The organism is Thermodesulfobacteriota bacterium, assembly GCA_040756475.1.
In the GTDB taxonomy this organism is placed as follows: domain Bacteria; phylum Desulfobacterota; class Deferrisomatia; order Deferrisomatales; family JACRMM01; genus JBFLZB01.
Genome location: JBFLZB010000029.1, coordinates 19,278 through 33,435 on the forward strand (window position 1 = coordinate 19,278; position 14,158 = coordinate 33,435).

Here is a 14,158-nt window from a genome sequence, read left to right on the forward strand (position 1 = left end):
GCGGCCCGCCCTTGCCGGGGGCGGCTCGAGACTGCTACAAGACAAGTCAACTTTCCTGTTTCCCACCGGAGGCCCCATGAGCGAGCTCCTTTCCGGCAACGAGGCCCTGGCCCGGGGCCTGTACGAGGCCGGCGTCACCGTGGCGGCGGGCTACCCGGGCACCCCCTCCACCGAGATCCTCGAAGCCCTCAGCCGCTACAAGGACGAGGTCTACTGCGAGTGGAGCCCCAACGAGAAGGTGGCCTTCGAGGTGGCGGCCGGGGCCGCCCTGGCCGGGGCCCGGGCCGCCTGCACCATGAAGCACGTGGGCCTCAACGTGGCTGCCGACCCCCTCATGACGCTATCCTACATCGGCACCCGGGGCGGCTTCGTGGCGTGCGTGGCCGACGACCCGGGCCAGCACTCCTCCCAGAACGAGCAAGACACCCGCCACTACGCCCGGTTCGCCAAGATCCCGGTCTTCGAGCCGGCCGACTCCGGCGAGGCCAAGGAGCTGGTGGCCCTGGCCTTCGAGGTGTCCGAGCGCTTCGAGACCCCGGTGATCCTGCGCACCACCACCCGGGTGAGCCACTCCCGGGGGCTCGTGACCCGCGGGGAGCGCCGGACCCCGCCCGCCGTCGCCTTCGAGCGCGACCCTCCCCGGTACGTGCCCATCCCCATCTGGGGCCGCAAGATGCGGGTCAAGGTGGAGGAGCGCCTGGGCCGGCTCGCCGAGGAGGCCAGCCGCTCTTCCGCCAACCGCTTGGAATGGGCCGACCGGCGGCTCGGCATCGTTGCGGTGGGGGTGGCCTACGGGTATGTGAAGGAGGTCTTTCCCGAGGCCTCGGTGCTCAAGCTCTCCTGGTGCTACCCCTTTCCGGACGCGCTCCTGCAGGAGTTTGCCGCGGGGGTCGAGCAGGTGCTCGTGGTGGAGGAGCTCGACGACATCGTGGAGGAGCACGTAAAGGCCCTGGGGGTCCTCTGCCGGGGCAAGGACGTGGTGGCCCGGATCGGCGAGCTCTCCGCCGCCCGCCTGCGGGAGACCCGGGCCCGGCTCGAGGGGCGCGACCCCGCCGCCGCATCGGTGCCCCTGGCCCCCGAGGCCGCGGACCTGCCGGGCCGCCCCCCGGTGCTCTGCCCCGGGTGCCCCCACCGGGGCGTCTTCCACGGCCTGGGCAAGCTCGACGTGGTGGTCACCGGCGACATCGGGTGCTACAGCCTGGGGGTGTTCCCGCCCCTCAACCGCACCGACACGATCCTGTGCATGGGGGCCGGGGTCACCATGGCCCACGGCATGGACCGGGCGGGGGAGCCCCGAAAGGTGGTCGGCATCGTGGGGGACTCCACCTTCTTCCACTCGGGCATCACGGGGCTGCTCGACATCGCCTACAACCGGGGCGGCTCCACGATCATCGTGGTGGACAACCGCACCACCGCCATGACCGGCCACCAGGACCACCCGGGCACGGGCCGCACCCTCATGGGGGAGCCCACCGGAGAGGTTTCCATCGAGGCCCTGGGGCGGGCCTGCGGCATCCGCCGGGTCGTCACCGTGGACCCCTACGACCTCAAGGCCACCGCGGCGGCCCTCAAGGCCGAGGTGGAGGCGCCCGAGCCGTCGCTGGTGGTCTCCCGGGCCCCGTGCCCGCTGCACACCCGGAGCCGGCTGGGTCCGCCCCGGCGCATCGACCCCGAGGCCTGCGTCCAGTGCGGGAGCTGCGTCAAGCTCGGGTGCCCGGCCATCGAGAGCGACGCCGAAGCGGTGCGGATCAACGAGCTCCTGTGCCTGGGGTGCGGGATGTGCGGGCAGGTCTGCAAACTCGACGCCGTGCGGACGGAAGGGGAGGAGGGCGGCCATGGCTGAGCAGCCGGTGACGAGCCTGGTGCTGGTGGGGGTGGGAGGGCAGGGGGTGCTCCTGGCAAGCGAGATCGCCGCCCGGGCCGCCATTGCCGCCGGGTTCGACGTCAAGACCAACGAGGTCCACGGCATGGCCCAGCGGGGCGGCTCGGTCATCGCCCAGGTGCGCTACGGCTCCCGGGTGTGGAGCCCGCTGGTGGAGCCGGGCACCGCCCGGGTGCTGGGGGCCCTGGAGAGCATCGAGGCCCTGCGCTACCACCAGCTCCTGGCCCCCGACGGGCTCGCCGTGGTCTCCTCCCAGGTGATCGTCCCCGCCACGGTCTCCTCGGGCCAGGCCGCCTACCCGGCGGACGCGCAGGCGCGCCTCCAGCGGGTCTTCCCGCGCCTGGTGTACGCCGACGCCGTGGCCGAAGCCCGGGCCCTGGGGGACCACCGGGCGGTCAACCTGCTACTCCTTGGAGCCATGTCTACAGCGTTGGAGCTGCCCATGGATGCTTGGGAAAAAGCCATTGTGCAAAGTGTAAAGGCCGGGCACCTCGACCTGAATCTCCGGGCCTTTCGCCGGGGGCGGGAGCTCCCGTAGGCGCGCCCCGAGCCGTCTCGGACCTGCACGGTCCGCGGGCGGCACAACCCGGGTCGGGACGGGATGCGCCGTCCCCATCGAAATCGAAATCGAAATCGACCCGGACCCCGATACCGATACCGATCTTGATCGAGGGAGAGGGGGGGAACCGCTTCTCGGGGGTGACGTCATGAGGGAGCCCGGCCGAAAGGGTACACCCGATCCAACGGCGGGGTCCGCACCCGGGGGCCGAGTCGCCCGGACAGGTCCCCGTGTGCCTTCCGCTGGTTTGGGGCGCCCCCCCGGGAGGGGTCCTGCCGTGAGCGGAGCCGCTCCCTTCTCCTTTCCGTTCCGGTGGGTGTTCGCCCTGGTGGCGGCCGGCATCGGGGTCGTGGGGGTCTCCTACCACCTCCACTACCGGGCGAGGATCGCGGAGAACCGTTTCGCCGAGCTCTCGGCCGTGGCCGACCTCAAGGCCGGCGAGCTCGCATCCTGGCGCAGGGAGCGGCTGGCGGATGCCAGGGTGCTCACCGGGAATCCCCTGTTTCTGCGGGCGGTGGGCGGGCGTCTCTCCGAGCCCTCGGACGGGCGCCTGCACGCCGACGTGGCCCGGTGGCTGCGCACTCTGCGCGAGAGCTACGACTACCGGGCGATCTTCTTTCTGGACCCCGGGGGCGGGCTGCAGATGGCCGAGCCTGCCGGCGCCCGGCCGGGGCCGGGCCTTCGGGAGCGGGCGGGAACGCTGTCGGGGGAAGAGCAGCCTGAGCTGACGAGGCTGTCCCGGGCGGGACCGGAGGCGGAGGTGACCTTGAGCATCCTTGTGCCGGCCCCCGATCCCGACGGGGGCGGGGGGGCCGGGCTGGGGGTGTTCGTGCTAGAGGTCGATCCCAACGGCTTTCTCTACCCGTTCCTGCAAAGGTGGCCGGTTCCGAGCCGGACCGCGGAGACGTTGCTGGTCGAGCGGCGCGGCGACGAGGTCGTCTTCCTCAACGAGCTCCGGCACGCCAAGGCGACGGCGCTGGCCTTCTCGCTTCCCCTGGGCGAGGCCCTCCTTCCGGCGGCGCGGGCGGCCCGAGGCGAAGAGGGGCCCATGGAGGGGGTCGACTACCGGGGCGTCCCGGTGCTGGCCGTGACCCGAGCCGTCCCCGATTCTCCCTGGTTCCTCGTCGCGAAGATGGACCGGGAGGAAGCCTACGCTCCCCTGCGCGAGAGGGCCTGGGTCGTCGGGGTGGTGACCGGGGGGACGATCGCGGGCCTGGGGCTTCTTCTGGCCTTCCTGGCCAGCCGCCGGGCGGCGCAGACCTACCAGAGGCAGCGCGAGGAGCTCGCCGTGGCCAAGCAGGCGGCGGATGCCGCCTCGGAGGCGAAGAGCCAGTTCCTGGCCAACATGAGCCACGAGATCCGCACGCCGATGAACGGGATCCTGGGCATGGCGGGCCTGCTCCTCGACACCGAGCTTACGGGGCAGCAGCGCCGGTACGCCGAAATGATCCACGCCTCGGCCGACGCGCTCCTGGCGGTGATCAACGACGTGCTCGACCTCTCGAAGATCGAGGCGGGGTTCCTGGAGATCGCCAGGACCGCCTTCAGCCTCTCCGGGCTCGTGGAGGGGGCGGCCCAGCTCCTGCGCGTGCAGGCCCGACAGAAGGGGATCGAGCTGGTGAGCCGGGTGGACCCGGCCCTGCCTCCCGTCCTCGTGGGTGATCCCGGCAGGGTGCGGCAGGTGCTCCTCAACCTGGTCGGCAACGCCGTCCGGTTCACCGACCGGGGAGAAGTGGTCCTGCGCGCCGAGCCGATGCCGGGCGCGGCTTGGGAGGGCTCCGTGTGGCTTCGCTTCTCGGTACGGGACACGGGCATCGGGATCCCGGCGAGCGAACTCGAAACGATCTTCGAGCCCTTCCGGCAGGTCGACGGCTCCCCCAGCCGGTCTCGCGGGGGCACGGGGATCGGCCTCAGCCTCTCCCGGCGCCTCGCGCAGCAGATGGGCGGGAAGCTATGGGTCGAGAGTCGGCCGGGGGAGGGAAGCACCTTTTATTTCGACGTGCCCCTGGCGGTGGAGAGCCGGACCGCTCCGGCCGAGCCCGCTGCGCTCCCGGCGCCCGGGGAGCGCGCCCTTCCCCGAGCCGCCGGAGGCGCTCGGCCCCGGATCCTGGTGGTCGAGGACAACCCGGTGAACCGGATGCTCGCGGAGGCGCTCCTCGGGAAGCTGGGTGCCGAAGTGGCCTGTGCGGCCGACGGCCGGGAGGCGCTCGAGGCGTTCGCGGCCGAGACCTTCCAGCTCGTCTTCATGGACGTCCAGATGCCCGAGATGGACGGCTTCGAGGCCACCCGCCTCCTCCGGGAAGGGGGGTGCCGGGTGCCCATCGTGGGCCTGACCGCCCACGCCATGGAGGGCGATCGGCAGCGGTGCCTGGAGGCCGGCATGGACGACTACGTCGCCAAGCCGGTTTCCCTCGAGATCCTCCGGGAGAAGGTGACGCGGTGGGCCCCGGAGGGGGAGCCTTCGCCGGTGGACGTCACCGCGCTGCGGAACCAGCTCGGAGGCGGCGGAAGGGCCTTTCGAGCGATCTTGGCCCAGTTTTGCGCCGGCGCTCCCGAGCAGCTACGCGAGATCGGCGCCTGCCTGGAGCGGGGAGACGCTTCCGGCGCGGCTGCCCAGGCACATCGGCTGCGGGGCTCGCTGGTGATTCTCCGGGCGGCCGAGGCGGCCCGCTGGGCGGAACAGTTGGAGCGGCACGGCGAGAGCGGTGACCTGGCCGAGGCTCCCGCCCTGTTCGCAAAGCTTTCCGCCGAGCTCCGGCGCGTGATCGAGCGCCTTCAGGCAGAAGGCGAAGCCGGCGAGGGCGCGGGCTCCGCCTGACCTGGACGGCTCCCGGCACCCCCGGGGGCTTTCCCACCCGGTGCGCCGGTCCCGTGCCCGTCTTGATCGGCCCGAAACCGGCCGGCCGACGGAGAACCGCAGTGGGTCCCTGCGCCTAGCCTCCCCCCAGGAGCCCCGCGACCCGGCCCCAGGCGGCCCGCACCAGGCCCGCGTCGTCGGTCAGGAGGAGCCGCGCGGTGAGCGCCAGCGACACGGCGACCAGGACCGGGCGCACCAGGCGGGCGCCCCGGTCCATCACCAGGTTCGACCCCAGGCGCGCCCCGGCGAACTGGCCCGCCGCCATCACCAGCCCCGCGGCCCACACGATCTCGCCCCCCGCCAGGAAGACCAGGAGCGAGGCGAGGTTGCTCGCGAAGTTGAGGAGCTTGGCGTGGGCCGTGGCCTTGGCCAGGTTGAACCCCAGGAGGCCCACGAAGGCCAGCGCCAGGAAGGACCCCGTGCCCGGCCCGAAGAACCCGTCATAGAACCCGATGCCGAAGCCGGCCGTGGCCGAGAAGGTGCGCAGCCCCATGCGCCGGTGGGAGTCCACCTCGCCCACCCGGGGCGAGAAGAGGAAGTAGGCGGCGATCCCCACCAGAAGAAAGGGGAGGAGCCCCGAGAGGAAGTCCGCCCGGAGCCTCTGCACCACCGCCGAGCCCAGCGCCGCACCCGCGAACGTGCACGCCGCGCACCCGGCCATCTGGCGCAGGTCCACCCGCCCGCGGCGGACGAAGTTCCAGGCGGCGGAGAAGCTGCCGAAGCTGCTCTGGAGCTTGTTCGTGCCCAGGGCCTGGGCGGGGCTCAGCCCCGCCGCGAGCAGCGCCGGCAGCGTAATGAGCCCCCCGCCCCCCGCGATGGCGTCGATGCACCCCGCGAATGCCGCGGCGGCGAAGAGGGCGAGGGCGACGGGCAGGGTCAGGGGGTCCACGGCGTTCCTGCGGCCCGGGGCCGGCTGGGGGAAGGCGCGCACTCTACCACCGGCGCCGGGGGAGAGCCTAGTACCCCAAACCACAAGTGCGTGTGCGAAACCGCTGACGAGCGAGCCGCGCACGGCGTTGGCAGGGAACGAATACATTCGCCACGCGAACTTATGCATCGAGATACCATGGGGGCCCGCCATCCCCTCACCCCCCCCGGGGGAGAGGGCAGGGTGGGGGGCGGAGCAGGAATCTCGAAGACCGGACGACGAGGAGAAGAGTCATGGGAGAGCACGGCACCCGGCGCACCGAGATCACGGTGCGGGGCTACCACCTGGACCTCTACGGGCACGTCAACAACGCCCGGTATCTCGAGTTCCTCGAAGAAGGCCGCTGGCAGTGGCTCGAGGGCCGCGCCGACCTGGGGGCGCTGCTGGCCCGGGGCCTGGGGTTTTCCGTCGTGAACATCAACATCGACTACCGCCGGCCCGCCGCCCTCGGCGAGGTGCTGGAGATCGACACCGGCCTCAAGGCCCTTGGAAACCGAAGCGGCGTCGTGCACCAGGTGGTGCGCCTTCGGGGCACCGACACCGTGGTGGCCCAGGCCGACGTGACCTTCGTCATCGTCTCGAGCGAAACCGGTCGGGCCGTCCCCCTGGCCGGCGAGCTCCGGGCGCTCTTCGAGGCCGAGGCGGCGCGCTCTCTGGCCGGCTGACTCCGACCCGACCGACATCCGGGAGCTTGGAACCGGTCACCCGCCACCTCAAGCTCCGGACAAGGCGCTCTGGGAAGAGGGGGCAAGAGGAGTCTCGCATTTTCGCTTGCGTGCCCTGCGCCCTCCCGTCCGAACGCGGTCCCAGGGGCCGTCTTGGCCCCCGCCCGGGGGGTGGGGTAGAAGGGCCAAAGGTCGAGCGGGGAGGGCAACGATGGGCGGGGGTGCGAGACAATCCGTGGGGAGCCGAGGCCGTCCCTGGCGCCGCGTCGCCGGAGCGGCCTCGTTTCGTTTGGGCGTAACCGGTCGAGCGCGGATCCGGTCCGGTTCCTCTGTAGGCGCCAGCTCCTGCTGGCGATGTCGGCCGAAGGCCGACCCTTCTCCCTGCCGCTGGCGCGGCAAGTCGCCTGCGGGAGCAGGCTCCTACACTCGCTTCTCGTTGTCCTTCGGATAGAGAGCGGCCGGCCGGTTACGCCCGCTTCGTTTCGCCGCCGGCCCCGGCCGCGAACCACCCCACGTCCAGGGGCCCCTGCGCGTAGTCGAGGAACCCGACCTCCGGGAGCACCTGGTGACGCCCCGATGATCCCAGACTTGAGAACGTAGGGGTCTCCGACAATTGCAATCCCCCTATTCATCTCGTAGGATGCCTGTTTCCAGCTTGGGCGCGCGTATGCCGTCTTGCCCGCATCGGTCCTGGGGCAAGGCGGGCTCGCCGCGAAGCATCGGCGCCTTCCGGATTCGCCCCCCCGGAGGGCGCAGAGCGGTTCCCCTGGGGGTGCCCCCGATCCCGAACCATGCCCTTGGACGAGCGCGACGATCTGCCGGCCCCGGTTCTCCGGGAGCCTTCGCCTCCCGGAGGCGAGGAAGTCTCCGAGGTCGTGGAGCCCGAGATCCTCGACCCCGAGGAGCCAGAAGGGGGCTTCGCGCAGAGCGAGGACCGGGGGCACGGCTACTTCGAAGAAGAGGACCTTGGGGCCATGCCCTCCACCGATCTGGTGGAGAGCGGGCCGTTGCAGCAGTACATGGCCGAGGTGAGCCGCTACCCCCTGATCACTCAGGAGGAAGAGGTCCGCCTGGCCCGCAAGCTCCAGGAGGACGGGGACCTGCGGGCGGCCTACACGCTGGTGCTGGCCAACCTGCGGCTGGTGGTAAAGATCGCCTACGAGTTTCGCCGCAACTTCTCGAACCTCATGGACCTGATCCAGGAGGGCAACATCGGGCTCATGCGGGCGGTGGAGAAGTTCGATCCCTACCGGGGGGTCAAGCTTTCCTCGTACGCGGCCTGGTGGATTCGCGCGTACATCATCCGCTACGTCCTCAACAACTGGTCTTTGGTGAAGGTGGGGACGACCCAGAACCAGCGCCGCCTCTTCTTCAACCTCAAGAAGGCCAGGCGGGAGCTCGAGGCCGAGGGGTTCCGGCCCGAGCCCAAGCTCATCGCCGCCCGCCTCAACGTGCGCGAGGACGAGGTGGTGGAGATGGAGAAGCGCCTGTCGGGGTCCGACGTCTCCCTCGACGCCCCGGTGGACGCCGACTCGGAGGCGAGCCGCCTGGAGTTCGTGGCCGACCTGGGCGAGGACGTGAGCGAGCGGCTCGCCAACCGGGAGCTCCGGGCCCTGGTGCGGACCCAGTTTGCCCAGTTCCGAGAAGGGCTGGAGGATCGCGAGCGCGCCATCTTCGACCGCAGGCTCCTGGCCGAGGAGCCCGTGACCCTGCGGGAGCTGGGCGAGGAGTTCGGGGTCTCGCGGGAGCGGGTGCGCCAGCTCGAGGCCGACGTGAAGCGCCGCCTCAAGGACTTCCTGGGGCGGACCGAGGGATTGGGGGAGTTGCTGCGTGGGTAGCGCCCCGTGGCGCCCGGAGCCGGGCGAGATCCTCACGGTGGGCGACCTGGTGGCCCGGGCGCGCCAGGCCCTGGAGGCCGGGTTTGCGTCGGTGTGGGTCGAGGGGGAGGTGACCAACCTGCGCGTGCCCTCGTCGGGCCACGCCTATTTCACCCTGAGCGACGAGCGGGCGCAGCTACGCGCCGTGTGTTTTCGCGCCGTGGTGCGCCTGCTGCGCCTCGAGCTGGAGGACGGGGCCCGGGTGCTGGCCCGGGGGCGGCTCACCCTCTATGAGGCCCGGGGGGACGTGCAGCTCGTGGTCGAGGACCTGGAGCCCCTGGGGGAGGGCCTGGCCCGCCTAGAGCTCGAGGCCCTCAAGCGCCGGCTCGCGGCCGAGGGGCTCTTCGCGCCGGAGCGCAAGCGGCCGCTCCCCCCGCTGCCCCGGGCCGTCGGGGTGGTGACCTCGCCCACGGGGGCAGCCCTTCGCGACGTGCTCCAGGTGCTGCGGCGCAGGGCCCCGGGTGTCTCGGTCTACCTGGCCCCGGCGGCGGTGCAGGGCGAGGGGGCGGCCGCCGCGCTGCGGGCGGCGCTGGCCCTGGCCGCGTCCCACCCCGAGGTGGAGGTGATCGTGCTGGGCCGCGGAGGCGGAAGTGCGGAGGATCTCTCGGCGTTCAACGAGGAGGCCCTGGTGCGGGCGGTGGCGGCTTGCCCGGTGCCGGTCATCGCCGCGGTGGGCCACGAGATCGATGTCACCCTGGTGGACTTCGCGGCGGACCTGCGGGCGCCCACCCCTTCGGCGGCCGCCGAGCTCGCCGTGCGCGAGTGGGCCCGATGGGGCGACCAGGTCCGAAGCGCCGGGGAGCGCCTCGGCAGCGCCGTCCTGCGCCGGCTCGGGCAGTGGCGTCGGGAGGTGGAGCGCCTCGACCCGGCGCTCCGGTCTCCCGCGGCCCGGGTCGCGCGGCTGCGCATCGCCCTGGATCGGAGGGCCGAGGCCCTGGAGGCAGCCCTCGTGCGCCGGGTGTTGCGCACCCGGGCACGGGTGGCCGCGGCCGAGACCCGGCTGGCGCGGCTTGCCCCCGAGCGCTGCCTGGGTGCGGGCCGCGAGCGGCTGGGTCGCCTGGAGGAGCGCCTCCAGGCCTGGCCCGACGGTGCGTTGGCGCTGCGCCGGCGGGAGATACTCCAGCGGGAGGGGGAGCTGCGGGCCCTGAGTCCCCTGGCTGTGCTGGGACGGGGATACGCCTTGGTGAGGCGCCGGTCAGGGGGGCTGGTTCGAGACGCCGCGTCCTGCCGCGTCGACGAGGCCCTGGAGGTGAGGCTCTCCCGGGGAGAGCTCGACTGCCGGGTGACCGGCGTGCGGGGGGAGGGATGAGGGCCGGGGTGAGCGGAAGCGGGGAAGCGGCGGATCCAGTCGATGTGGTGATCCGGGGCCCGTCGGCCGGCGCCGAGGTGGCCGGTGCCCGGGTCCTGGTGGTCGACGACGACCCCGCCCTGGTGCGTTTCCTGGAGCTTTACCTGGAGGGTTACGGGTTTCGGGTGTTCTCGGCTCTCACCGGGGAGGAAGGGGTCGAGCGGGCCCGGTCGCTCCTGCCCGATGTCATCCTGCTGGACGAGGGGCTGCCCGACCTGCGCGCGGCCGAGTTCCTGGGGAGGCTCTCCGGGGCGCAGGCGACCCGTGGGCTTGCGGTCATGGTGCTCGCCGCACCGGCGGGAGAAGCCGACGAGGTCAAGAAAGTTCGGGCACTGGCCGATGACTATCTGGTAAAGCCCTTCGACATCCAGGAGCTTCGGGCCCGCCTGGGCTCGATCGTCACTCGTCGCAGGCAGCAGGGGGAGGCCACCCAGGCGGAGCGGCTGCGAACCTTGCGGGAGGTGATCGCCAGCATCTCCCACGAGGTGAACAATCCCCTCGCGGCGATCCTCATGAGTGCCGAGGCCCTGGCCCGGCGCCATGCCGAAGACGAGGACGTGATGCACAAGAGCCGGCTGATCCAGGACAACGCCCTGCGGATCCGCGACATCCTCAAGCGCCTGGAGCGGGTGCGGGTGCTGGCCTCCAAGCCCTACGTGGCGGGGGAGCGCATCCTGGACCTGGACAGGGAGGAGGAGCCCCGGTGAGCCTCAAGGAGGGCATTCCCCAGCTCGTGGTGTACGAGGAAGAGCACTCGGCCCTGCGGAGGATCCTCTCCCGGGTCCACGGGGAGGCGCGGGCCAAGGCGGTGCTGCTCATGGACACGGCGGGCCAGCTCGTGGTCGACTGGGGCGACACCGGGGGGCTCGATCTCATGAGCTTCTGCTCGCTGGCGGCCTCCAACATCGCCGCCACCGCCACCATGGCGCAGCTCGTGGGGGAGAAGGACTTCACCATCCTCTTCCACCAGGGCAAGAACGACAGCATCCACATCAGCCTCATCGGCAACCGGATCATCCTGGCGGTGATCTTCGGCAACGAGGCCTCCCTGGGGCTGGTGCGGCTGCGGGTGCGCAAGGCCGCCGAAGACATCGACGGGGTGGTGGACCGGATCATCCGCAGGATGAGCGTGGTGGACCGGCTCGACCTCAACCCCCTGTGTGAGATCAGCGAGAAAGACATCGACGATCTCTTCACCTTCTGAGGCTCGATGGCCTTCGTCAACTACTCGACCCGGGAGATCAACGTCAAGCTCGTGTACTACGGGCCCGGCCTCTCGGGAAAGACCACCAACCTCCGCTACCTGTACGCCAAGGCGCCTACGGGGGCCAAGGGCCGCCTCATCAGCCTCGCCACCGAGACCGAGCGGACCCTCTTCTTCGATTTTCTGCCCATGAGCCTGGGCTCGGTGGGCGGCTTCCAGGTTCGCTTCCACCTCTACACGGTGCCCGGGCAGATCTTCTACGAGGCCAGCAGGAAGCTCATCCTGAAGGGCGTCGACGGCCTCATCTTCGTGGCCGACAGCCAGGCGCTGCGGGTCGACGCCAACGCCGAGTCCTGGGACGGGCTCCTCCAGAATCTCGGTGCCTACGGCCTCTCCCTGTCCAAGCTCCCCACGGTCATCCAGTACAACAAGCGCGACGTGGAAGGGGCCCTGCCCGTTCCCGAGCTGCGGCGGGCCCTGGGCTCTCCGGGCCTGCGGGAGTTCGAGGCCGTCGCCCCCAAGGGCTTGGGCGTCTTTGAGACCCTGCGCACCGTCGCCAAGGACGTCCTCCAGACCCTGCGCCATTGATCCGACTCTCAACCTTCCCTGCCCTGCGGACATCCGTTGACAGGGCCCCTTCGGCCGCTACGCTGCACGCTTCATTGCCCCATCCTCCCCCGGCTGGCATGCCGGGACGTGCCGAGGCGCCGTGAGCCTTAACGCCATCGCCGAACCCCCCTGGGACGACCTGCGAAGGGAGATGGTGCGTCGCCAGCTCCGGGCCCGGGGCATCCGGGATGCCCGGGTGCTCGAGGCCATGGGCCGCGTCCCGAGGCACGCCTTCGTCTCCGAGGGGCAGCGCGGCATGGCCTACGACGACACTCCCCTGCCCATCGGCCAGGGCCAGACCATCTCCCAGCCCTACATGGTGGCCCTCATGACCGAGGCCCTGGGCCTGGGCGCCGGCGGCAAGGTGCTGGAGGTGGGCACCGGGTCCGGATACCAGGCTGCGGTGCTGGCCGAGATGGGGTGCGAGGTGCACACGGTGGAGCGTGAGCCGGCCCTGGCCCGGGAGGCCGCCCGGCGTCTGGCGGCCCTGGGGTACGGCGCGGTGCGGGTGCACGAGGGCGACGGCACCCTGGGCCTCCCCGGCGAGGCGCCCTTCCGGGGCATCGTCGTCACCGCGGGCGGTCCGCGGGTGCCCGGGGCCCTCAAGGCCCAGCTCGACCCCGACGGGGGCGTACTGGTCATCCCCGTGGGCGACCGGGGCTACCAGGAGCTGGTGCGGGTGACCCGCAGGGGAGGCAGCTACCGCGAAGAAAACCTCGGGGGGTGCCGTTTCGTCCCGCTGGTGGGGGAGGAGGGGTGGTGAGATGCGCCGTGCGCTCCTCATGATCGACCACCAGTGGGCCCTGCGGCAGATCGAGCAGGTGCTGGGGGGAAAGGTCGTAAGCCGGCAGTAGCCCGACACGACCCCGCGCAAGCCTCCCCGCTGCGCCACGATCCACCACCTAGGTGGCAAGCGGGGTCCGGGAGCCCTTGCGCTCCGCCCCGTAATCCGCGATGTCCGGAGGCAGCGTAGCCGAGGGAGCCGGCGCGCCGAGCCTCACCGCTTTCGGCCTCGTTGCTGCGGTTCGGTCGAGGCGGTACGGGGCTGCGCTCCAGGACTCCCGGACCCCGCCCCAAAGATTTGGTGGTGGATTCTGGTGCCCCCCCTTTCCTTGACGCTCTTCGGCGCCGGTTGCTAGCATCCCCGACGCACGATCCCCCACTCACCCGCTGCCGGACCGGGTGCCCCGCCCGGCCGTTGGAACGACGCATGATTTCCGTGGCCCAAGCCATCGAAACGATCCTCGGCGAGCTCTCGCCGCTTCCCCCCGAGAAGGTGTCGCTGCTGGACGCCCGGGGGAGGGTGCTGGCGGAGGACGTGGCGGCGGCACGGGACCTGCCGCCCCGGGACAACTCGGCCATGGACGGGTACGCCTGCCGCCGGGAGGACGCCCGGGAGGGGGCGCGGCTGCGGGTGGTGGGTCAGGCTCCCGCGGGGTCGCCCGACCGGCAGCCCCTGGGGCCCGGGGAGGCGGTGAAGATCATGACCGGGGCGCCGGTGCCGCCGGGGGCAGATCTGGTGGTTCCCGTGGAAGACACCGGGGCCGAGGGGGAGTGGGTGCAGTTGGAGCGGGTGGCCGGGGGCACGGCGAACATCCGGCCCGCGGGGGAGGACGTGCGCGCGGGAGAGGTGGTGCTGCCCCGGGGTACGCCGGTGCGGCCCCCCGAGGTGGCCATGCTCGCCAGCCTGGGGCGCTCGTTCGTGCTCGTGTATCAGCGGCCCCGGGTGGCGATCCTCGCCACGGGGGACGAGATCGTGGACCTGGACGCCCCCGCCGACGGGGGAAAGATCTACAACTCCAACTCCTACGGGCTCGCGGCCCAGGTTGCCGACGCCGGCGGGGTGCCGGTGGTGCTGGGCATCGGCCGCGACGATCCGGAAGGGCTGCGGGAAATGCTGGGACGGGCGGCCGGCGCCGACGCGCTCCTGACCACGGGAGGCGTCTCCATGGGCGACTACGATTTCGTGAGGCCCGTGCTCGCCGCCTCGGGGGTCGAGGTGCGGTTCTGGAAGGTGGCCATGAAGCCCGGAAAACCGGTGGTCTTCGGCTGGAAGGGGCGGGTGCCGGTGTTCGGCCTCCCGGGCAACCCGGTGAGCGCCATGGTGGGCTTCGAGGAGTTCGTGCGCCCGGCGCTCCTGCGCCTTCAGGGCAGCCGCCGGGCGGTCCGGCCCGGGGGGGCGGGGGGGGGGGGGGGGGGGGGGGGGCCGGGCAAGGGGGAGCGGGGGGG

General features: G+C 71.9%; 12 protein-coding genes. 11 read left to right on the forward strand and 1 reads right to left on the reverse strand.

Going from position 1 to position 14,158, the window contains the following annotated elements; genetic code table 11:
* Positions 1 to 76: 76 nt before the first annotated feature.
* The 3 genes from iorA (at position 77) to AB1578_06350 (ending at position 5,259) form a co-directional block, all read left to right on the forward strand.
* Positions 77 to 1,843, forward strand: a complete 1,767-nt coding sequence (gene iorA, locus AB1578_06340; protein ID MEW6487517.1) for an indolepyruvate ferredoxin oxidoreductase subunit alpha — start codon at positions 77 to 79, stop codon at positions 1,841 to 1,843.
* The gene (locus AB1578_06345) at positions 1,836 to 2,420 is read left to right on the forward strand and encodes an indolepyruvate oxidoreductase subunit beta (GenBank protein ID MEW6487518.1); all 585 of its coding nucleotides are present in this window, start codon (positions 1,836 to 1,838) and stop codon (positions 2,418 to 2,420) included. Before iorA ends, AB1578_06345 begins: the two co-directional genes overlap by 8 nt.
* Before the next feature lie 298 nt (positions 2,421 to 2,718).
* On the forward strand, positions 2,719 to 5,259 hold the full coding sequence (locus AB1578_06350; protein ID MEW6487519.1) for an ATP-binding protein: 2,541 nt from the start codon (positions 2,719 to 2,721) through the stop codon (positions 5,257 to 5,259).
* 115 nt (positions 5,260 to 5,374) lie between these two features.
* Here AB1578_06350 and AB1578_06355 read toward each other — a convergent pair whose 3' ends face one another.
* On the reverse strand, positions 5,375 to 6,187 hold the full coding sequence (locus tag AB1578_06355; GenBank protein MEW6487520.1) for a TSUP family transporter: 813 nt from the start codon (positions 6,185 to 6,187) through the stop codon (positions 5,375 to 5,377).
* A gap of 272 nt (positions 6,188 to 6,459) precedes the next feature.
* Between AB1578_06355 and AB1578_06360 the strand changes: the two genes are divergently transcribed.
* The 8 genes from AB1578_06360 to glp all read left to right on the forward strand — a co-directional run.
* The gene (locus AB1578_06360; GenBank protein ID MEW6487521.1) at positions 6,460 to 6,891 is read left to right on the forward strand and encodes a thioesterase family protein; all 432 of its coding nucleotides are present in this window, start codon (positions 6,460 to 6,462) and stop codon (positions 6,889 to 6,891) included.
* A gap of 791 nt (positions 6,892 to 7,682) precedes the next feature.
* Entirely contained in the window at positions 7,683 to 8,729 is a 1,047-nt protein-coding gene (locus tag AB1578_06365; GenBank protein ID MEW6487522.1) for an RNA polymerase factor sigma-32, read from the forward strand.
* Entirely contained in the window at positions 8,722 to 10,077 is a 1,356-nt protein-coding gene (gene xseA, locus AB1578_06370; protein MEW6487523.1) for an exodeoxyribonuclease VII large subunit, read from the forward strand. The genes AB1578_06365 and xseA overlap by 8 nt, the downstream gene beginning before the upstream one ends.
* Positions 10,078 to 10,085: 8 nt before the next feature.
* Positions 10,086 to 10,823: a response regulator gene (locus AB1578_06375; protein ID MEW6487524.1), complete on the forward strand. Its 738-nt coding sequence runs from the start codon at positions 10,086 to 10,088 to the stop codon at positions 10,821 to 10,823.
* Entirely contained in the window at positions 10,820 to 11,320 is a 501-nt protein-coding gene (locus tag AB1578_06380) for a roadblock/LC7 domain-containing protein (protein MEW6487525.1), read from the forward strand. Before AB1578_06375 ends, AB1578_06380 begins: the two co-directional genes overlap by 4 nt.
* A 6-nt stretch (positions 11,321 to 11,326) precedes the next feature.
* Positions 11,327 to 11,908 (forward strand): gliding-motility protein MglA, encoded by a 582-nt coding sequence (locus AB1578_06385; GenBank protein ID MEW6487526.1) that lies wholly within the window; start codon positions 11,327 to 11,329, stop codon positions 11,906 to 11,908.
* Between the two features lie 121 nt (positions 11,909 to 12,029).
* Positions 12,030 to 12,692 carry a protein-L-isoaspartate(D-aspartate) O-methyltransferase gene (locus AB1578_06390; GenBank protein MEW6487527.1) on the forward strand — a complete coding sequence of 221 codons (663 nt, stop codon included), beginning with the start codon at positions 12,030 to 12,032 and terminating at the stop codon, positions 12,690 to 12,692.
* Positions 12,693 to 13,139: 447 nt separating this feature from the next.
* A partial coding sequence (gene glp / locus AB1578_06395; GenBank protein ID MEW6487528.1) for a gephyrin-like molybdotransferase Glp occupies positions 13,140 to 14,158 on the forward strand: 1,019 nt, incomplete at its 3' end.